The organism is Vibrio sp. TRT 29B02 (assembly GCF_050113655.1).
Taxonomy (GTDB): Bacteria; Pseudomonadota; Gammaproteobacteria; order Enterobacterales; family Vibrionaceae; genus Vibrio.
On record NZ_JBNJOJ010000045.1, the window covers coordinates 1 to 21,060 of the forward strand.

Annotated in this window: 16 protein-coding genes and 1 pseudogene; 13 read left to right on the top strand and 4 right to left on the bottom strand. The window is 45.7% G+C overall.

Annotated features, from left to right (window positions below; translation table 11 throughout):
- The 9 genes and pseudogenes from ACQEXT_RS20000 to rpoC form a co-directional block, all read left to right on the top strand.
- Window positions 1-73 (top strand): annotated as a pseudogene (locus ACQEXT_RS20000) (elongation factor Tu); the annotation flags it as partial.
- 275 nt (window positions 74-348) lie between these two features.
- A complete protein-coding gene (secE, locus tag ACQEXT_RS20005) occupies window positions 349-729 on the top strand; it encodes a preprotein translocase subunit SecE (protein ID WP_004747599.1) in 381 nt (126 codons plus the stop codon).
- A 13-nt stretch (window positions 730-742) separates the two neighbouring features.
- Entirely contained in the window at window positions 743-1,291 is a 549-nt protein-coding gene (nusG, locus tag ACQEXT_RS20010) for a transcription termination/antitermination protein NusG (protein ID WP_008078233.1), read from the top strand.
- 182 nt (window positions 1,292-1,473) lie between these two features.
- Entirely contained in the window at window positions 1,474-1,902 is a 429-nt protein-coding gene (rplK, locus tag ACQEXT_RS20015; RefSeq protein WP_138971461.1) for a 50S ribosomal protein L11, read from the top strand.
- A gap of 4 nt (window positions 1,903-1,906) precedes the next feature.
- The gene (gene rplA / locus ACQEXT_RS20020; protein WP_138971460.1) at window positions 1,907-2,608 is read left to right on the top strand and encodes a 50S ribosomal protein L1; all 702 of its coding nucleotides are present in this window, start codon (window positions 1,907-1,909) and stop codon (window positions 2,606-2,608) included.
- A gap of 289 nt (window positions 2,609-2,897) precedes the next feature.
- Window positions 2,898-3,392, top strand: a complete 495-nt coding sequence (rplJ, locus tag ACQEXT_RS20025; protein ID WP_138971459.1) for a 50S ribosomal protein L10 — start codon at window positions 2,898-2,900, stop codon at window positions 3,390-3,392.
- Window positions 3,393-3,449: 57 nt separating this feature from the next.
- The gene (rplL, locus tag ACQEXT_RS20030) at window positions 3,450-3,818 is read left to right on the top strand and encodes a 50S ribosomal protein L7/L12 (RefSeq protein ID WP_269378477.1); all 369 of its coding nucleotides are present in this window, start codon (window positions 3,450-3,452) and stop codon (window positions 3,816-3,818) included.
- Window positions 3,819-4,049: 231 nt separating this feature from the next.
- Window positions 4,050-8,078 (top strand): DNA-directed RNA polymerase subunit beta, encoded by a 4,029-nt coding sequence (gene rpoB / locus ACQEXT_RS20035; RefSeq protein ID WP_426953313.1) that lies wholly within the window; start codon window positions 4,050-4,052, stop codon window positions 8,076-8,078.
- 74 nt (window positions 8,079-8,152) lie between these two features.
- Window positions 8,153-12,355: a DNA-directed RNA polymerase subunit beta' gene (gene rpoC, locus ACQEXT_RS20040; protein WP_331418559.1), complete on the top strand. Its 4,203-nt coding sequence runs from the start codon at window positions 8,153-8,155 to the stop codon at window positions 12,353-12,355.
- A gap of 128 nt (window positions 12,356-12,483) precedes the next feature.
- On the opposite strand, the gene rsd is transcribed toward rpoC, so the two are convergent.
- Window positions 12,484-12,978, bottom strand: a complete 495-nt coding sequence (gene rsd / locus ACQEXT_RS20045; protein WP_138971455.1) for a sigma D regulator — start codon at window positions 12,976-12,978, stop codon at window positions 12,484-12,486.
- A 178-nt stretch (window positions 12,979-13,156) separates the two neighbouring features.
- Between rsd and nudC the strand changes: the two genes are divergently transcribed.
- The 4 genes from nudC to ACQEXT_RS20065 all read left to right on the top strand — a co-directional run bounded on the left by nudC (window position 13,157) and on the right by ACQEXT_RS20065 (window position 17,041).
- Complete coding sequence (gene nudC, locus ACQEXT_RS20050) at window positions 13,157-13,933, top strand: NAD(+) diphosphatase (RefSeq protein WP_426953314.1); 777 nt, start codon at window positions 13,157-13,159, stop codon at window positions 13,931-13,933.
- A gap of 269 nt (window positions 13,934-14,202) precedes the next feature.
- Window positions 14,203-15,270, top strand: coding sequence for a uroporphyrinogen decarboxylase (hemE, locus tag ACQEXT_RS20055; protein ID WP_138971453.1), 1,068 nt, complete (start codon window positions 14,203-14,205; stop codon window positions 15,268-15,270).
- 105 nt (window positions 15,271-15,375) lie between these two features.
- Window positions 15,376-16,011 (top strand): TetR/AcrR family transcriptional regulator, encoded by a 636-nt coding sequence (locus ACQEXT_RS20060; protein WP_138971452.1) that lies wholly within the window; start codon window positions 15,376-15,378, stop codon window positions 16,009-16,011.
- Between the two features lie 73 nt (window positions 16,012-16,084).
- Entirely contained in the window at window positions 16,085-17,041 is a 957-nt protein-coding gene (locus ACQEXT_RS20065) for a DHH family phosphoesterase (protein WP_426953315.1), read from the top strand.
- 33 nt (window positions 17,042-17,074) lie between these two features.
- Here ACQEXT_RS20065 and ACQEXT_RS20070 read toward each other — a convergent pair whose 3' ends face one another.
- The 3 genes from ACQEXT_RS20070 to ACQEXT_RS20080 all read right to left on the bottom strand — a co-directional run bounded on the left by ACQEXT_RS20070 (window position 17,075) and on the right by ACQEXT_RS20080 (window position 21,029).
- A complete protein-coding gene (locus tag ACQEXT_RS20070; RefSeq protein WP_426953316.1) occupies window positions 17,075-18,211 on the bottom strand; it encodes a murein hydrolase activator EnvC family protein in 1,137 nt (378 codons plus the stop codon).
- Between the two features lie 158 nt (window positions 18,212-18,369).
- The gene (gene gpmM, locus ACQEXT_RS20075) at window positions 18,370-19,902 is read right to left on the bottom strand and encodes a 2,3-bisphosphoglycerate-independent phosphoglycerate mutase (protein ID WP_426953317.1); all 1,533 of its coding nucleotides are present in this window, start codon (window positions 19,900-19,902) and stop codon (window positions 18,370-18,372) included.
- Between the two features lie 239 nt (window positions 19,903-20,141).
- Complete coding sequence (locus tag ACQEXT_RS20080) at window positions 20,142-21,029, bottom strand: DMT family transporter (RefSeq protein ID WP_426953318.1); 888 nt, start codon at window positions 21,027-21,029, stop codon at window positions 20,142-20,144.
- Between the last annotated feature and the right edge of the window lie 31 nt (window positions 21,030-21,060).

The window sequence follows — 21,060 nt, forward strand, 5'->3', positions numbered from 1 at the left end:
AGGTCTACGTTTCGCGATCCGCGAAGGTGGCCGTACAGTTGGTGCTGGTGTTGTTGCTAAGATCTTCGCTTAATTCTAACGAATTAGCTAAAGTCTTCGGAAAATCTTGGAATAAGATTTGACGAACCAGTAGCAAAAAGGGCATCATTTGATGCCCTTTTTCTGCACTATACAAAATGTCTGTTGCATTGTTATGAAAACAGACATGTAAGCAGGATTTTTTGATTGAGGTGTTGCTTCTCAATCAATAAAAGCGTGCGTCAATCTAGTTAGATTGTCGTTTAATGGATTTGCCCTGCAACAGCGGGGTTGTTGTCGTCTATATTAAGACTTAGACAGGTTGGTTTTATGAAAGCAAATAATGCTGAAACTCCTGATAGCTCAAATGGCGCAGATATCTTTAAGTGGATTGTCACTTTCGCTCTGTTAGCTGCCGCTGTTGTGGGTAATTACCTGTATGGTGAAATGTCTGTAGTAATTCGTGCTGCAGGAGTTGTTGTATTAATCGCTGCGGCACTTGGTGTTGCTGCTACAACAACTAAGGGTAAAGCTGCGATTGAGTTTGCAAAAGAGTCGCGTATGGAAGTACGCAAAGTGGTTTGGCCTACTCGCCAAGAAACTATGCAAACTACTTTAATCGTTTTAGCTGTAAGTATTGTAATGGCTCTAGTGCTTTGGGGCATTGACGGCATCATGGTTCGTCTTGTCGCTCTAGCAACTGGGGTATAGAGGGTTTTAATTCATGAGTGAAGCTCCAAAAAAACGCTGGTATGTGGTTCAAGCCTTCTCTGGATTTGAAGGCCGTGTAGCCCAATCTCTTCGTGAGCATATCAAAATGCACAGCATGGAAGAGCTGTTTGGTGAAGTTCTAGTCCCTACTGAAGAAGTAGTGGAAATGCGTGCAGGTCAGCGTCGTAAGTCTGAGCGCAAGTTCTTCCCTGGTTACGTCCTAGTTCAGATGATCATGAACGATGAATCATGGCACTTAGTACGCAGTGTGCCGCGTGTCATGGGCTTCATTGGTGGTACCTCTGATCGTCCAGCTCCTATCACTGATAAAGAAGCTGATGCGATTCTTAACCGTCTAGAGAAAGCAAGTGAAGCTCCTCGCCCACGTACTATGTACGAAGCGGGTGAAGTTGTACGCGTTACAGACGGTCCATTTGCTGACTTCAACGGTACAGTTGAAGAAGTGGATTACGAGAAGAGCCGCCTGAAAGTGTCTGTATCGATCTTTGGTCGTGCGACACCAGTTGAGCTTGAATTTGGTCAGGTTGAAAAACTGGACTAATACTCTGATTTGTAGAGTATAAAAAATCACCTTTTTAGGGTTGTATAAGGCGCGAATTATGACTATAATCTCGCGCCTTATTATTTCAATCGAAGCTTAAGTTTTGAGCGAAATAAAAAGAATTTGTATCAACGGGGAGCTGATCGGTCGATTAGCGCTTGTACCCAAAATTAGGAATAATCATGGCTAAGAAAGTTGAAGCTTACATCAAGCTACAAGTTGCTGCTGGTATGGCAAACCCAAGTCCACCAGTTGGTCCTGCACTAGGTCAACACGGTGTTAACATCATGGAATTCTGTAAAGCGTTCAACGCGAAAACAGAATCTCTAGAGAAAGGTCTACCTACTCCAGTAGTTATCACTGTATACAGCGATCGTTCTTTCACGTTCATCACTAAGACTCCACCTGCTGCTGTTCTTCTTAAGAAAGCTGCTGGCGTTAAGTCTGGTTCAGGCCGTCCAAACACTGAAAAAGTGGGCACTGTAACTGAAGCTCAAATCCAAGAAATCGCAGAAGCTAAAGCTGCTGACATGACTGGTGCTGACATCGAAGCAATGAAGCGTTCAATCGCTGGTACTGCTCGTTCAATGGGCCTAGTGGTAGAGGGTTAATAAGATGGCTAAACTAACTAAGCGCATGCGCGTAATCCGCGACAAAGTTGACGCGACTAAAGAATACGAAATCAACGAAGCTGTAGCTCTTCTTCAAGAACTAGCAACTGCTAAATTCGTTGAGTCTGTAGACGTTGCTGTTAACCTAGGCATTGATGCTCGTAAATCTGACCAAAACGTACGTGGTGCAACTGTACTACCACACGGTACTGGCCGCGACATCCGCGTTGCAGTGTTCACTCAAGGTGCAAACGCTGAAGCAGCTAAAGAAGCTGGCGCAGACATCGTTGGTATGGAAGATCTTGCTGAGCAAGTTAAGAAAGGCGAAATGAACTTTGACGTAGTTGTTGCTTCTCCAGATGCAATGCGCGTTGTAGGTCAACTAGGTACTATCCTAGGTCCTCGCGGTCTAATGCCAAACCCTAAAGTTGGTACTGTAACTCCTAACGTTGCTGAAGCTGTTAAGAACGCTAAAGCTGGTCAGGTTCGTTACCGTAACGACAAAAACGGCATCATCCACACTACTATCGGTAAAGCAAACTTCTCTGCTGAGCAGATCAAAGAGAACCTAGAAGCTCTTCTAGTTGCTCTGAAGAAAGCTAAGCCATCTTCTGCTAAAGGTACTTACCTGCAGAAAGTAAGCATCTCTACTACTATGGGTGCTGGTGTTGCTGTTGATCAGGGTAGCCTGAACACTCAAGCATAATTGATTTGATTAGGCGCGAAATTAATGTATAATTCTGCGCCTAATATTTGTGGTTGGGGCTGAACTTTGGTTCATTAAATTCTTCTAGAATTTGTTGTGAATTATGACCCAGTCTCCGTCCAAGACCGTAGGTGTTTGACTTGTCAAACTTAATCATCCTACGTAGATGGTGCCCGAACTGACAGAAAGCTCTATGTAAATAGTTACCTTTCTTCTGGGAAGCACCTTTTAAGCTCTCACTGTTGTGATAATAGTGAGTGGTGTAACGACAACCAGGAGTTAATCCAAGATGGCTTTAAACCTTCAAGACAAAAAAGCAATTGTTGCTGAAGTCAACGAAGCTGCCAGTGGTGCACTTTCTGCAGTTGTAGCTGACTCTCGTGGCGTTGAAGTGGGCGCAATGACTTCTCTACGTAAACAAGCTCGTGAAGCGGGCGTTTACCTGAAAGTTGTTCGTAACACGCTGATGCGTCGTGCGGTAGAAGGTACTAGCTATGAGTGTCTAACAGAGACATTCACTGGTCCTACTCTAATCGCATTCTCTAACGAGCACCCAGGTGCTGCAGCGCGTCTTTTCAAAGACTTCGCTAAAGAGAACAAAAACTTCGAGATCAAAGCTGCTGCATTTGAAGGCGCGCTAACTGACGCTGAAGTACTAGCGACACTACCAACTTACGACGAAGCAATCGCACGCCTAATGATGTGCATGAAAGAAGCTTCTGCTGGCAAGCTGGTACGTACATTCGCTGCTATCCGCGATCAAAAAGAAGAAGCTGCGGCGTAAGCCTTGCTTTTTTCTGGTTGCTTAATAAACTTATTGTTGATTTAAAAGAGAATTGTTATGTCTATTACTAACGAGCAAATCCTAGACGCAGTTGCAGAAATGTCTGTAATGCAAGTTGTTGAACTAATCGAAGCGATGGAAGAGAAATTCGGCGTTTCTGCTGCAGCTGCTGTTGTAGCTGGTGGCGCTGCAGCTGGCGAAGCTGCTGCTGAGCAAACTGAGTTCGACGTAATCCTAGAATCTGCAGGCGCTAACAAAGTTGCTGTTATCAAAGCAGTACGTGGCGCAACTGGCCTAGGTCTTAAAGAAGCTAAAGCTCTTGTAGACGGCGCTCCAGCACCTCTTAAAGAAGGTGTTGAGAAGGCAGAAGCTGACGCTCTTAAAGCTCAGCTAGAAGAAGCTGGCGCAGTAGTTGCTGTTAAGTAATTATTACTTAGCTTCTTAGCCTAACGGCTAATGGCTGGTGGTTTTATAACCACCGGCCTTTTTGCGCTGTAGGGGTTGGGTGATTTTTCCGCTGTTTGAGCACCCATACTTCAAGCAAAAAACGCTTCATTAGCTCTTAATGAAACGCTACTACACTCAAACAGATATTTAGTCACTGTCTCATACTACCAGAGGCAGTTTGGGTCACTTATCAGCGAGCTGAGGAACCCCATGGTTTACTCTTATACCGAGAAAAAGCGCATCCGTAAGGACTTTGGTACTCGTCCACAAGTGTTGGACATTCCATACCTGCTATCGATCCAGCTCGATTCGTTCGAGAAATTTATCGAACAGGATCCTGAAGGTCAATACGGTCTTGAAGCTGCTTTCCGTTCTGTATTTCCGATTCAGAGCTACAACGGCAATTCCGAGCTGCAATACGTTAGCTACCGTCTTGGTGAGCCAGTTTTTGACGTTAAAGAATGTCAAATCCGCGGCGTAACTTATTCAAAGCCACTACGCGTAAAACTACGTCTAGTTATTTTTGATAAAGACGCGCCAGCAGGTACTGTAAAAGACATTAAAGAACAAGAAGTCTACATGGGCGAAATTCCGCTTATGACAGACAATGGTACCTTCGTTATCAATGGTACCGAGAGGGTTATCGTATCCCAGCTGCACAGAAGTCCTGGCGTATTCTTCGACAGCGATAAGGGTAAGACCCACTCATCAGGTAAAGTTCTATACAATGCACGTGTTATTCCTTACCGTGGTTCATGGCTTGATTTCGAGTTTGATCCTAAGGATAACCTATACGTACGTATTGACCGCCGTCGTAAGCTACCAGCATCTATCATTCTTCGCGCACTAGGTAAGACGACTGAAGAGATCCTGGACATCTTCTTTGAGAAGGTGAACTTCGAAGTTAAAGATCAAACTCTTCTAATGGAGCTTGTTCCTGATCGTCTACGTGGTGAAACTGCGTCGTTCGATATCGAAGCTAACGGTAAGGTTTACGTTGAGACTGGCCGTCGTGTGACTGCACGTCATATCCGTCAACTTGAAAAAGACAGCATTGACCACATCGAAGTACCTGTAGAGTACATCGTTGGTAAAGTTGCATCGAAAGATTACATCAACGAAGCAACCGGTGAGATCATTGTTGGTGCAAACCAAGAGATCAGCCTAGAAGCTCTAGCTAACCTTTCTCAAGCTGGCCATAAAGCTCTATCTGTTCTATTCACGAACGATCTAGACCACGGCCCATTCATGTCAGAGACACTACGTATCGACAGCACTGTTGATCGTATTTCTTCGCTGGTAGAAATCTACCGCATGATGCGCCCTGGCGAGCCACCAACGAAAGAAGCTGCTGAAGCACTATTCGAAAGCCTATTCTTCTCTGAAGAGCGTTACGATCTATCGACTGTTGGTCGTATGAAGTTCAACAGCTCTATCGAACGTGAAGATGCTCAAGAGCAAGGCACACTTGATGAAACTGATATCATCGAAGTGATGAAGAAGCTTATCGCTATCCGTAACGGCATCGGTGAAGTGGACGATATCGACCACCTAGGTAACCGTCGTATCCGTTCTGTTGGTGAAATGGCAGAAAACCAATTCCGCGTTGGTCTAGTACGTGTTGAACGTGCTGTTAAAGAGCGTCTAAGCCTTGGTGACCTTGATGCAATCATGCCTCAAGATCTAATCAATGCTAAGCCGATCTCTGCTGCGGTTAAAGAATTCTTTGGCTCTTCTCAGCTATCTCAGTTCATGGACCAAAACAACCCATTATCAGAAGTAACGCACAAGCGTCGTATTTCTGCGTTGGGTCCTGGCGGTCTAACTCGTGAACGTGCTGGCTTCGAAGTACGTGACGTACACGTAACTCACTACGGTCGTCTATGTCCTATCGAAACTCCTGAAGGTCCAAACATCGGTCTGATCAACTCTCTATCTGCGTTTGCGCGTTGTAACGAGTACGGTTTCCTAGAGACTCCATACCGTCGCGTTGTAGATGGCGTAGTAACAGACGAAGTAGATTACCTATCTGCTATTCAAGAAGGTCAGTACGTTATCGCTCAGGCGAACACTGTTCTTACTGAAGAAGGCACATTTGCTGAAGAGCTAATCACAGCTCGTCAGAAAGGTGAATCTGGTCTACACCCACGCGAACATGTTGACTACATGGACGTTGCAACTAACCAGGTTGTATCTATCGCTGCATCGCTTATCCCGTTCCTAGAACACGATGATGCGAACCGTGCATTGATGGGTGCGAACATGCAACGTCAGGCAGTTCCAACTCTTAAAGCTGATAAGCCTCTAGTTGGTACTGGTATTGAGCGTAACATCGCAGTTGACTCTGGTGTTACTGCGGTAGCGAAACGTGGTGGTGTAATCCAGTCTGTAGATGCTTCTCGTATCGTTGTTAAAGTGAACGAAGAAGAATTGATCTCTGGTGAAGCAGGTATCGATATCTACAACCTAACTAAATACACTCGTTCTAACCAAAATACGTGTATCAACCAGCGTCCATGTGTGATGCCTGGTGAACCTGTTGCACGTGGTGACGTTCTTGCTGATGGTCCTTCAACAGACCTTGGTGAACTTGCTCTTGGTCAGAACATGCGTATCGCGTTCATGCCTTGGAACGGCTACAACTTCGAAGACTCGATCTTAGTATCTGAGCGCGTAGTTCAAGAAGACCGTTTCACGACTATCCACATTCAAGAACTATCTTGTGTGGCGCGTGATACTAAGCTTGGTGCTGAAGAGATCACAGCTGACATTCCAAACGTAGGTGAGTCTGCTCTGTCTAAACTAGACGAGTCAGGTATCGTTTACATCGGTGCGGAAGTGAAAGGCGGTGACATCCTTGTAGGTAAAGTAACGCCTAAAGGTGAAACTCAGCTAACTCCTGAAGAGAAGCTACTACGTGCTATCTTCGGTGAGAAAGCGTCAGACGTTAAAGATACGTCTCTACGCGTACCAAACTCTGTTTCAGGTACTATCATCGACGTTCAAGTATTTACTCGTGACGGTGTTGAAAAAGACAAACGTGCACTTGAAATTGAACAGATGCAGCTTAAAGAAGCGAAGAAAGACCTTACTGAAGAATTCCAGATTCTTGAGGGTGGCCTTCTAAACCGTGTTAAAGCTGTACTTATCGACGGTGGTTACACTGAAGCGAAACTAGATGCTATCGATCGCAAGAAGTGGCTAGAACTGACGCTTGAAGACGATGCTCTACAGACTCAGCTAGAGCAACTAGCAGAGCAGTATGACGAGCTACGTGCAGACTTCGATAAGAAGTTTGAAACCAAGCGTCGCAAGATCACACAAGGTGATGATCTAGCACCTGGCGTACTGAAGATCGTTAAAGTTTACCTAGCGGTTAAACGTCGCATCCAGCCTGGTGATAAGATGGCGGGTCGTCACGGTAACAAGGGTGTAATCTCTAAGATCAACCCTGTTGAAGACATGCCATACGATGAAAAAGGTCAACCTGTTGACATCGTACTGAACCCACTAGGTGTACCTTCGCGTATGAACATCGGTCAGATCCTAGAAGTACACTTAGGTCTGGCAGCGAAAGGTATCGGTGACAAGATCAACCAGATGGTTAAAGAGCAGCAAGAGCTAGCTAAGTTCCGTGACTTCCTACAGAAGGTTTACGATCTTGGTGAAACTCGTCAGAACGTAGACATCGCGTCTCTATCTGATGATGAAGTTCGTACGTTGATCTCTAACCTACGTGGCGGTCTACCGATCGCAACGCCGGTATTCGATGGTGCAAATGAATCATCAATCAAAGAGCTTCTAAAACTAGGTGACCTACCAGAATCTGGTCAGTTAACTCTGTTTGATGGTCGCACTGGTGATGCGTTTGAGCGTCCTGTAACTGTTGGTTACATGTACATGCTGAAACTGAACCACCTTGTTGATGACAAGATGCACGCTCGTTCGACTGGCTCGTACAGCCTAGTAACTCAGCAACCACTTGGTGGTAAAGCTCAGTTCGGTGGTCAGCGTTTCGGTGAGATGGAAGTATGGGCACTTGAAGCTTACGGTGCTGCTTACACGCTACAAGAAATGCTAACAGTTAAGTCTGATGACGTTAACGGCCGTACTAAGATGTACAAGAACATCGTAGACGGTAACCACAGCATGGAACCTGGTATGCCAGAATCGTTCAACGTACTGTTGAAAGAGATTCGCTCGCTAGGTATCAACATCGAGCTAGAAGACGAAGAGTAATCCCACGGGATTATTTGGTAGAAGGTGCTCACTTTTGCGGGTGAGCTCCTTTTAACTCCTTACAGGAGCTGATTGTGAAAGACTTATTAAACTTTCTAAAAGCGCAGCATAAGACCGAAGAATTTGATGCAATCAAAATCGGTCTATCTTCACCAGACATGATCCGTTCATGGTCTTTTGGTGAAGTTAAAAAACCTGAAACGATCAACTATCGTACGTTCAAGCCTGAGCGTGATGGTCTGTTTTGTGCGCGTATCTTTGGTCCAGTAAAAGACTACGAATGTCTTTGTGGCAAATACAAGCGTCTAAAACACCGTGGCGTTATCTGTGAGAAGTGTGGCGTTGAAGTTACACAAACTAAAGTTCGTCGTGACCGTATGGGCCACATCGAGCTTGCTTCTCCAGTAGCTCACATCTGGTTCCTAAAATCGCTACCGTCTCGTATCGGTCTACTAATGGATATCCCTCTACGTGATATCGAGCGTGTTCTTTACTTCGAAATGTACGTAGTAACTGAACCAGGTATGACTGATCTAGAAAAATCTCAGATGCTTACAGAAGAAGAGTATCTAGATCGCCTAGAAGAGTGGGGTGACGAGTTCACGGCTAAGATGGGTGCAGAAGCGATTAAAGACCTACTTGCGTCTATGGATCTGCCTGCTGAAATCGAAGAGATGCGTGAAGAGCTTCAGTCTACTAACTCAGAGACTAAGCGTAAGAAGATCACTAAGCGTCTGAAGTTAGTTGAAGCGTTTGTTCAATCTGGTAACAAACCAGAGTGGATGATCCTAACTGTGCTTCCGGTACTTCCGCCAGATCTACGTCCTCTAGTACCTCTAGATGGCGGTCGCTTTGCGACGTCTGATCTGAACGACCTATACCGTCGCGTAATCAACCGTAACAACCGTTTGAAGCGTCTACTAGAGCTAGCGGCTCCGGACATCATCGTACGTAACGAAAAACGTATGCTGCAAGAGTCTGTTGATGCACTTCTAGATAACGGTCGTCGCGGTCGTGCGATCACAGGTTCGAACAAGCGTCCTCTGAAATCTCTTGCTGATATGATCAAGGGTAAACAAGGTCGTTTCCGTCAGAACCTTCTAGGTAAGCGTGTAGACTACTCTGGCCGTTCTGTAATCACAGTAGGTCCATACCTTCGTCTACACCAGTGTGGTCTTCCTAAGAAGATGGCACTAGAGCTATTCAAACCATTCATCTACAGCAAGCTAGAGACTCGTGGTCTTGCGACTACAATCAAAGCTGCTAAGAAGATGGTTGAGCGTGAAGAAGCGATCGTTTGGGATATCCTAGACGAAGTTATCCGCGAACACCCAGTACTATTGAACCGTGCACCTACACTTCACCGTCTAGGTATCCAGGCGTTCGAACCAGTACTAATCGAAGGTAAAGCGATTCAGCTACACCCACTAGTGTGTGCGGCATACAACGCGGACTTCGATGGTGACCAAATGGCGGTTCACGTGCCTCTAACTCTAGAAGCACAGCTTGAAGCTCGTACTCTGATGATGTCGACAAACAACATTCTGTCGCCAGCGTCAGGTGATCCGATCATCGTACCTTCTCAGGACGTTGTATTGGGTCTTTACTACATGACTCGTGAAAAGATCAACGTGAAAGGCGAAGGTATGTACCTTGCTAGCCCAGCAGAAGCTGAGAAGGCATACCGCACTAAGACTGCTGAGCTACACGCTCGCGTTAAAGTTCGTATCACTGAGACTGTAAAAGACGAAGATGGTCACAGCACAACAGAGACTAAGCTAGTTGATACAACTATCGGTCGTGCAATGTTGTGGCAAATCGTGCCAGAAGGTCTACCGTACAGCATCGTTAACCAAAAGCTAGGTAAGAAGCAAATCTCTAACCTACTTAACGAAGCGTACCGTAAGCTTGGTCTGAAAGACACGGTAATCTTCGCTGACCAAATCATGTACACAGGTTTTGCTTACGCGGCACTTTCTGGTGTATCGGTTGGTATCGACGATATGGTTGTACCAGCAGCTAAATACACTGAGATCGAAGAAGCTGAAGCAGAAGTTCGCGAAATCCAAGAACAGTACCAATCTGGTCTTGTAACTGCGGGTGAGCGCTACAACAAAGTGATCGATATTTGGGCATCGACCAACGATCGCGTAGCGAAAGCGATGATGGAAAACCTTTCATCTGAAACGGTAGTTAACCGTGACGGTGAAGAAGAGCAACAAGAGTCATTCAACAGCATCTACATGATGGCTGACTCGGGTGCTCGTGGTTCTGCAGCTCAGATTCGTCAGCTAGCTGGTATGCGTGGTCTGATGGCTCGTCCAGACGGCTCAATCATCGAAACGCCTATCACAGCGAACTTTAAAGAAGGTCTAAACGTACTTCAGTACTTTATCTCAACGCACGGTGCTCGTAAGGGTCTTGCGGATACGGCACTGAAAACTGCGAACTCGGGTTACCTAACTCGTCGTCTAGTAGACGTTGCGCAGGACGTAGTAGTACACGAGCACGACTGTGGCACCCACGAAGGTGTTGACATGATGCCGCACATCGAAGGTGGTGACGTTAAAGTTGCACTTTCTGAGCTAGCTCTAGGTCGTGTTGTTGCTGAAGATGTTCTTAAGCCAGGTACAGAAGAAGTTCTGATCCCACGTAACACTCTAATTGATGAGAAGTGGTGTCAAATCATGGAAGAGAACTCAGTAGACAGAATGAAAGTTCGCTCTGTAGTTACCTGTGATGCGGACTTCGGTTGTTGTGCACAGTGTTACGGTCGTGACCTAGCACGTGGTCACCTAGTGAACCAAGGTGAAGCAGTTGGCGTAATCGCTGCTCAGTCTATCGGTGAGCCGGGTACACAGCTTACGATGCGTACGTTCCACATCGGTGGTGCGGCATCTACTGCAGCAGCAGAGAACAGCATCCAAGCTAAGACAACAGGTACGGTTAAGCTACACAATGCTAAGTTTGTAACGAACAAAGATGGTAAGCTTGTTATCACTTCTCGTGCATCTGAACTGACTATTATTGATGAGTTTGGTCGTACGAAAGAGAAGCACAAACTGCCTTACGGTTCTCTACTAACTAAAGGCGACAACGATTCAGTTCAAGCTGGTGAAACAGTAGCGAACTGGGAAGCGCACACTATGCCAATCATCACTGAAGTGGCAGGTCGCATCCAATTCGTTGACATGATCGACGGTGTAACAGTTTCTCGTCAAACGGATGACCTAACAGGCCTATCGTCAAGCGAAGTAACTGAAGCGGCAGCTCGCCCAGCAGCAGGTAAAGATATGCGTCCAGCAATCAAACTTGTTGATGAGCAAGGTAACGATGTAATGATCCCTGGTACTGAAATGCCAGCTCACTACTTCCTACCAGGTAAAGCTATCGTTAACATCGAAGACGGTGCAGAAGTAGGTGTGGGTGATACGCTTTCACGTATTCCTCAGAAGTCTGGTGGTAACCGAGACATCACTGGTGGTCTTCCACGAGTTGCTGACCTATTCGAAGCACGTAAGCCGAAAGAGCCTGCGATCCTTGCTGAGCACACAGGTACTGTGAGCTACGGTAAAGAGACGAAAGGTAAGCGTCGTCTAATTATCACTCGCGATGGCGGTGAGACGTACGAAGAGATGATTCCTAAGCATCGTCAGCTTAACGTATTCGAAGGCGAGAAGATTGAACGTGGTGACGTGATCGCAGATGGTCCAGAGTCTCCACACGATATCCTACGTCTACGTGGTATCCACGCTGTGACTCAATACATCGCGAACGAAGTTCAAGAAGTATACCGTCTCCAAGGCGTTAAGATTAACGATAAGCACATCGAGACTATCGTTCGTCAGATGCTACGTAAGTGTACTATTACTCACGCTGGTGACTCTGAGTTCCTAGCAGGTGAGCAAGTAGAATACGCTAACGTTAAGATTGCTAACCGTGCACTAGAAGCAGAAGGCAAAGAGCCAGCACGCTTCGAACGTGAACTACTAGGTATCACTAAAGCATCGCTAGCAACTGAGTCGTTCATCTCTGCGGCATCGTTCCAAGAGACAACTCGCGTACTAACAGAAGCTGCGGTTTCTGGTAAGCGTGATGAACTACGTGGTCTGAAAGAAAACGTAATTGTAGGTCGTCTAATCCCTGCAGGTACGGGTTTCGCTTACCACCAAGATCGTCAAGCTAAGCGTGCAGAAGAGCAAGAAGGTCCTTCAGCTGAACAAGCGACTGACAACCTTGCAGCACTACTAAACGCTGGTTTCTCTACTGACGAGTAATCGTTAGAGTGAAAAATGAGAAAAGGCACCTTCGGGTGCCTTTTTTGTTTTTAGTGACATCCTGTGGTGCTCTGTAACGTTTCACGGCAGGATGTTGGCTTTGGTAGTCTTGTTTTTCCGCTTCTCGCTTACGCGCCGGGAGGAACGGCCAGACTGTCGGCAATCATCTGAATAAGCTTATCTTCGACTTCAAACCTTACTTCGATGATCTCCCCAATAAGAGACATATCGCTGTCAAAACTGTCCAACGTGTCCTCGTCACTTACTGCGGCATATTTGTCTGTGAAATTGAGCAACGGTTCTGTCGTCAGAACGATCTTGCCATAAGTTTGGTTAATTTCGTCGGTTGCTTCAAATCCTGTTGCTCGCCATTTGTCCATTACCATGTCGTAGATCTTGAAATGCCCTTCAGAGATATAGTCGACGAGATGTTGGCAAAATACTTGGAGTTCTTGTGGAGTTGGCAGCGATGACAGTGCAGATTTAGTAGAGCAGGGTTGAAGTGCGGCTAGTTTACAATACTCAACAATGAGTGATTGTCTGGTTTCAAGCCAGTGATCGATGACTTCACTAGAGCCACCCCATTGTTCTTGTGTGTGTTTGAATTTATTCAGCATGACCATATCCTCATGATCGGATCACTTCTCTGGTGATCATTACGCTTTGGTCCCAAAGCTTGTTCAGAGTTACAACCTCTTGTCGTTACTAAAATTTATAGTCTTGAAATTGCGTGACTACAAACTCTGGTATGAATTTAGATTGCCAGTAAAATAGATGAACTGCAAGTGGAGAGGCGAGCTAATGTTACGTAAAGGTGATACAAACCGTATGAAAGATGCTTATTGGTGTGTTGTTTCAGGAAGCGACATTTGGCTGTTAGATGGTCAACTTCCTAAAGGTCTTGCTGATGATTTAGGTCTACCTTTCGAGCAGGCAACTCCACTTGGGCACTACGAGAATACACCGGTTTTTTGGCTCAATGAGGCTGACATTAATACCGAACTGGACCTGACCTCGTTACGTGATTGCTTGCACTTTCCACAAGCCCTGTTTCTTTTGATGAGCAAGGCAATTCAATATGGCCATATGTCGCAGACATTGCGCTTTTGTCCACAGTGCGGGGGACGGAATCACTTAAATCACAATCAGCTAGCCATGCAGTGTGGTGATTGCCGGACGTTGCATTATCCACGTATCTTCCCTTGTATTATTGTCGCGGTAAGACGAGATCACGAATTGTTACTGGCTCAGCATCCGAGGCATCGTAACGGAATGTACACCGTGATTGCAGGGTTTGTAGAGGTAGGTGAAACGTTGGAACAGTGTGTTGCTCGTGAAGTGAAGGAGGAGACGGGTATTAATGTGACCAATATTCGTTATTTTTCCAGCCAGCCTTGGGCTTTCCCCTCAAGTCTGATGATGGGTTTTTTGGCCGATTATCATTCGGGTGAGCTGAAGCCGGATTATAGCGAGTTGAGTGATGCGCAATGGTTTGATGTTGAACATTTACCACCCGTTGCTCCAGAAGGAACCATTGCGAGGGCCTTAATTGAGCATACAATCACATTGGCTAAGTAATTATGTTTTTGAATTTTAAATAAAAAAAACCCTCCAGAAGGAGGGGGTAAGTAAGATGTCGTTATGAGATGCTGAACACGATGTGTCCAGTTTATAATTGTAGTTTTCGCTAGCAAACAAATTTTTAACACTGATAATGAGTGGGTGCAAATTAAGCACTGATTTAAAAGTTAATAACTTGATCTAGGTTGCAAAGCACACAGCTTTTGAGAGCCAAACAGTGTTAGAATAGCCGCCACAAAGTTGAGCCTAATAATCGGATAAACGGAATGACAGAACTAAAAAATGACCGCTACCTTCGTGCGTTACTAAAGCAGCCTGTAGACTACACTCCTGTATGGATGATGCGTCAGGCCGGTCGCTACCTTCCTGAATACAAAGCGACTCGCGCAGAAGCGGGTGACTTTATGTCTTTGTGTAAGAATGCAGAGCTTGCATCGGAAGTAACATTACAGCCACTACGCCGTTTTCCTCTAGATGCCGCCATTTTGTTTTCAGACATTCTCACTATCCCTGATGCTATGGGATTAGGCCTGCGCTTCGCAGCGGGTGAAGGCCCAGTGTTTGATAATCCAATTACATGTAAAGCTGACGTAGAGAAAATTGGTCTGCCAGATCCAGAAGGTGAACTGCAATACGTTATGAACGCAGTGCGCCAGATCCGTAAAGATCTTAATGGTGATGTTCCGTTAATTGGTTTCTCTGGTAGCCCATGGACTTTAGCGACTTACATGGTTGAAGGTGGCAGCTCTAAAGCATTCACTAAGATCAAAAAGATGATGTATGCTGAACCACAAACGTTACACCTGTTGCTTGATAAGCTTGCAGACAGTGTTATCGAGTACCTAAATGCACAGATTAAAGCGGGTGCTCAATCTGTCATGGTATTTGATACTTGGGGTGGTGTTCTAACTCCTCGTGATTACAACCTCTTCTCGCTTCAGTACATGCACAAAATCGTTGATGGTCTAATCCGTGAAAACGAAGGTCGCCGTGTTCCTGTTACTCTGTTTACCAAAAACGGTGGCATGTGGTTAGAACAGATTGCCGCTACAGGTTGTGATGCGGTTGGCCTAGACTGGACGATTAACATTGCAGACGCTGTTAAGCGCGTAGGCGACAAGGTAGCACTGCAAGGCAATATGGATCCTTCAATGCTGTACGCATCTCCAGAGCGTATCCGTGAAGAAGTTGCCACTATCCTTGAAGGATTCGGTGATGCGGGTACTGGTCACGTATTTAACTTAGGCCACGGTATTCACCTAGATGTGCCGCCAGAAAATGCGGGTGTATTTGTTGAAGCGGTGCATGAGTTATCTAAGCCGTACCACAAATAATTGAGTAATTGAATGAAAGCGCCTGATATGACCAGGCGCTTTTTTGTTATAGGTTACACTAGTCGCTATACTGCCTTTGGAAATGGAAAGGGATTGAAACAACTAATGAAAACTCGTGACAAGATAGTGCTTGCTGCACTGGACCTATTTAATGAGCATGGTGAAAGGAATATCACCACTAACCACATAGCGGCGCATATTGATATTAGTCCGGGTAATCTGTATTACCATTTCCGCAATAAACAGGAAATTGTGCGCGAAATTTTTACTTTGTACTCCAATGAGTTGCTGGAACGTTTTACGCCGATTCAGGGTCAGCAAGAGAGCTTGGTATTACTTAAACACTATTTAGACTCGATCTTTACTCTGATGTGGAAATATCGTTTTTTCTACGCCAACTTGCCAGAGATCTTGCAGCGAGATGAGCAATTGCATGAGGAGTACATCCAAGTACAGGATAAGTTGCAGGCCAATCTTATCAATATCATGCGTGCTTTTGTTGGGTTAGAGCTAGTGACGGTCGCTGATAGTGAGATGAAGTCATTAGTGACAACTCTGCACTTGATTGCGTCAAGCTGGCTGGGGTATCAAGCGGCAATGTCTCCTAAAACTCAGATTACTGAACAAGTGATCCATCAGGGAATGCTGCAGATGATCTCGGTAGTCAAACCCAAAGCGACGGCACAAGGTCTAGAACAATTACAATTGTTGGAAGATGGCGTTAAAGCGATTCATGCTTAGTCATAACTAATTGAAATTGTACAAAGATGATTAACCCATTAGAGTAGCGAAAGCGACTTTGATGGGTTTTTTTATGCACTATGATGTTTTTAATGGTGATGCCGATGGCATCATCGCACTGCTCCAACTCCGACTAGCTGAGCCAAAAGCATCGATGTTGGTTTCTGGAGTAAAGCGTGATATTCAGTTATTGGAGAAGTTGTCGGTGAACCCCGGTGACTCAGTCGTGGCTTTGGATATCTCAATGGAACAAAACAAAGTGGGGCTAGAAGCTCTTCTTGCTGCAGGCGCAAGCGTGTTTTATGCCGATCACCATAAGTGTGGTGATATTCCCCAGCATGCTAACTTAGCCCCCCATATCGACCTTGATCCCAATACATGTACCGCGCTTATTATCGATAAGCTGTTAAATGGTCGCTTTCACGCATGGGCGATTACGGCTGCTTATGGTGACAACCTGATCACCAAAGCGGAACAACTCGCAGATGATGCCAAGTTATCTTCTCAGCAGAAAGAACTGTTGAAAGAGCTTGGTACCTTGATCAACTACAATGGGTATGGAGCCAAGTTGGAAGACCTTCATTTTGATCCGGTGCGCCTGTTCCAGCAGCTTTTGGCTTATGATGATCCATTTGCGGTAATTGCTGATCAAGCCTCGCCGTTTTATGTTCTCCGAGCTGCATATCAGCAAGATATGGACAAGGCACTGGCGATCGCTCCAAAGTATCACAGTGAAAAATTGGGTCTATTTGAGCTTCCTAATGATGCCTTTTCGCGGCGAATCAGTGGCGTTTACGGCAACTTACTCGCCAACCAAAATCCCGATTCAGCGCATGCGGTATTAACGACAAATCTTGATGGAACTTATACCGTTTCATTGCGCGCACCGCTTAACAACAAGCAGGGGGCTGGGGATATATGTAGCCAATTTCCATCTGGTGGTGGGCGTGCAGCGGCGGCAGGGATAAATGCGTTAGAGCAAACGGATCTTGAACGATTTATTGAAACGGTTGAGTCCTATTACTCTTAACCTTTCAAAGGCCTGAACAAGCAGGCCTTTTTGTTATCGAGTTAACCAAGCTTTCGGATCTTGAGTTTTACTGTTGCGGCGAATTTCAAAGTAGAGGGATGGACGAGACTGACCTCCCGTATCTCCTGCAAGCGCGATACTCTCACCCACAGCGACTTTGTCTCCCTCTTTTTTCAGTAGGCTTTGATTAAATCCATACAAAGTCATATCGCCCTTGCCGTGATCGAGTAGCACAACTAGACCGTAGCCACGTAGATAGTCAGCGAATACGACCGTACCTGAGTAAACAGCTTTGACTGATTGCCCATAATTGGCATTGATTACTATGCCTTTCCATTTGATTTGCCCGGTTTGATGGCTGCCATAGCTATGAAGCGTTGTGCCTTTTAGTGGCCAAGGCAGTTTGCCTTTTTGTTTTGCTAAGCCATCCATTGGCACGGCATTTCTCTTGGCGGCTTTTGCAATTTCAGCTTTTAGTCTTGTCTCATTGCGTTGCAATTCAGAGAGGTAAACTTTGTCATTGGAGATGCTTTTCTGAATCTGAGATACCGTTCCCTTACGCTGACTTTGGGCTTTGGTTAGCTCATCTCGCTGTTTGGTTTGCTGGTTCAGCAAGGTTGTAATTTGTTGTTTTTCCAAATTAAGTTGTTGACGGCTTTGTTCAAGCTCGGTCACGGTTGCTTCTAACTCAGCAATTGTACTTGCACGTTGTTTGGCTAGGTGTTGAAAGTATTGGCTAATTCGGTCTTCTTCAACACCTTGATTCAGAATGTTCGCTGACGACTTAGCACGTTGAGTGACGTAGTAGGTCTGAATAAGCTCAGCTAACTTATCACTCTGGACTTTCTTGTCTCGTTCCAAATTATCGACCTTACTTTCTAATGTCGCGATATTTTGGTTGGTGCTTTGCAGAGCTGCTTTGGATTGTTTGATTTCGTTTTCGAGTCGATTAATCGTTGTTTCTTGCGATTTAAGCGATTGCTGTAGGGAGTCGAGTTTTTTCTGTTGTGAAGTGAGCGCATTTTTTTGGCGCGAGATTTCACCACTGACGCCCTTTAGCTCTGCATTGGTAGCAGCGTAGCTAGGAGATAATGAACAGGCAGAAAGAATTAACCCGAGAGTCACGAGTCGTTTACCGGCTGAAATTGTCCGGAGGTAAGTGGCAGCCATTGTTAAAATCAATCCTAACTATTTGACAGGCAATCAGTATACCCAAACAAATTCGTTAGACGAAAGAGGAATGTTAAAACTTGCTGGTGATAAGGGTATATCAGAAAAATAAAAGCCCGAGCTGATGCTCGGGCTTGATATCAAGGTATTCAGTTAAATTATTTAACCAATACTTCGCCTGACATTTCTGCAGGAATTTCTAGACCAGTCAGTGCTAGCATTGTTGGAGCTAGGTCAGACAGTTTACCGCCTTCTTTGAACTCAACCGCTTTGTCACCCACATAGATTAGAGGAACTGGAAGGTTAGTGTGCGCAGTGTGCGTACCGCCAGTTTCTGGGTCTACCATCATTTCTGCGTTACCGTGGTCAGCTGTGATCAGCATTTGACCACCGACTTCTTCGATAGCTGCAACGACTTTACCTACGCAAGCATCAACGGCTTCAATGGCTTTCTCAGCCGCTTCGTAAACGCCAGTGTGACCAACCATGTCTGGGTTAGGGTAGTTACAGATAATAGCGTCGTACTTGCCAGATTTGATTGCTGCAACCATTTTCTCTGTTAGCTCTTCTGAACTCATTTCTGGTTGTAGGTCGTATGTAGCGACTTTTGGCGAAGCAACAAGTTGGCGCTCTTCGCCTTCAAATTCAGATTCAACACCGCCATTGAAGAAGAAAGTAACGTGCGCGTATTTTTCTGTTTCTGAAATACGTAGCTGAGTCTTACCTTGCTTAGATAACCATTCGCCGTACGTGTTCTCAAGAGAAGCAGGTGGGAAGGCAATAGCTAGAGGAATGTCAGCAGCGTATTGCGTTAGCATTACGAAGTTGATCGCAGGGAATGATGCACGCTCAAAGCCAGCAAAATCAGGTACGAAAGTACGCGTGATTTGACGAGCGCGGTCAGCACGGTAGTTCATGAAGATAACGGTATCGCCATCTTGCATTACCGCATCTTCTTGGTCGTCCGTTTTGATTGCAGTTGCTTTCACAAATTCATCGTTTTCTTCACGAGCATAAGCGGCTTCAAGACCAGCAATTGCTGAATCGTAAGTGAAGTCTGCTTTAGCTTGAGTGAGTAGGTCGTAAGCTACTTGAACGCGATCCCAGTTGTTGTCACGGTCCATTGCGTAGTAACGGCCAACTAGAGAAGCAACACGACCTTTGCCTAGTTTAGCGAATAGGTCTTGGAAGCGTTGTAGAGAGCCTTCTGCACTGCGTGGTGGCGTATCACGGCCATCAAGGAAGCAGTGTAGGTAAATCTTTTCTGCGCCACGTGCAGCTGCCATTTCAACGGCTGCGTAGATGTGATCTTCGTGAGAGTGTACGCCACCTGGAGACATTAGACCCATAATGTGAACGGCTTTATCTGCTTTTACCGCAGAATCGATCGCTTCTACTAGAGCGGCTGTTTGGGTGAATTCACCGTCAGTGATTGATTTGGTGATGCGAGTAAGGTCTTGGTATACCACTCGGCCAGCACCGATGTTGGTATGACCTACTTCTGAGTTACCCATTTGACCGTCAGGTAGGCCTACATCCATGCCAGAAGCAGAGATTAGAGTATTTGGATTGTTAGCAAACAGACCGTCTAATACAGGAGTGTTAGCGTTAGCGATCGCATTGCTTGCAGTTTCCTCACGGTGTCCGTAACCGTCAAGAATAACTAGAGCCATTGGCTTCTTAGCTGTCATAGTGATGACCTCGTCAAATTTCAAAGTAACTTTGGAAACAAAATTAGCGTAATTTTACTACACTTTTTAACCAAAACTGTAGGTTAAGATCAATTATTGTTTGCTAAATAATGTTGCTATCTTTCACGCGACTCAAAATGTATTCAAATTACACCGTTCGAGTGATTTGCTTCAATTGCTCCATTTTCACCTGTCTAATGAAAAAAGAAAGTCGGAAATACCTATTGTTATAATCGCTACTAGCTGACCAGTATCCCAGTACCAGCAACCGCGACAATTGCCCCAATCCATGCGAAGCGATTAGGGCGTTTACCTGAATAAATCCAAAGTATAGGCAACAACATGATGGGTGTCGTCGAAGAGAGCAGAGCAACCATACCGACATTCCCTTGCTGAAGTGCATAAAGGATAAGTGTCATCCCAACCGCCATCGCGAGGAAGCCGTTAAGGGCTGTAATAGAGAAAATTTTGATATTGATTGGGCGAGTAGCACGAGCGAGTTTCGCTCCTGTTAGATAGAACAAGCAGTGTGCGGCAAACGCAGTCATCATTCTCATTGCCGATGCCGCGATGGGGTCGATTTCCGTTTGCATCACAGGTTTGGCGATGATGCCTCCCAGTGCTTGGCACAGGGCTGCCAATAATCCTAAGCAAACGCCAACCCAGACTTTGCCATTTATGGACTCTAATTGGTTATTGGACTGACCTTTTCTACCAAAGAAGATTGCCGTTAATACGCCTGAGAATACCAGTCCAGAACCTAATAGCTCTAGATGAGTCATGGTCTCGCTAAACAAGAAGTAACCGAGAATGGCAGAAAAGACAGCGTGACACGAAAACAGCAAGCCAGCTTGCCGTGGGCCCATACGATTCAAGCACGCAAATAGCGCCGTATCACCGATAAAAATACCAATCACACCAGATAGCATCATCGCAGATATGGCGCTGCTTTCCACGCTAGCCCAGCCGCCTGTCAACAGCGCAATCGACGCGAGGATAGCGGAGGTACATCCCATACGCCAACGGCTATAAGCAAACGTGCCTAAGTGCTGAGCCGGAACCACAGAGAGTATGCTGGCAACTGCCCATAAAAACGCAGCTGCCAGTGCCAGCCATTCATAACCCATCGACTCCATGTCCTTGTGATGTGGGAGTAAT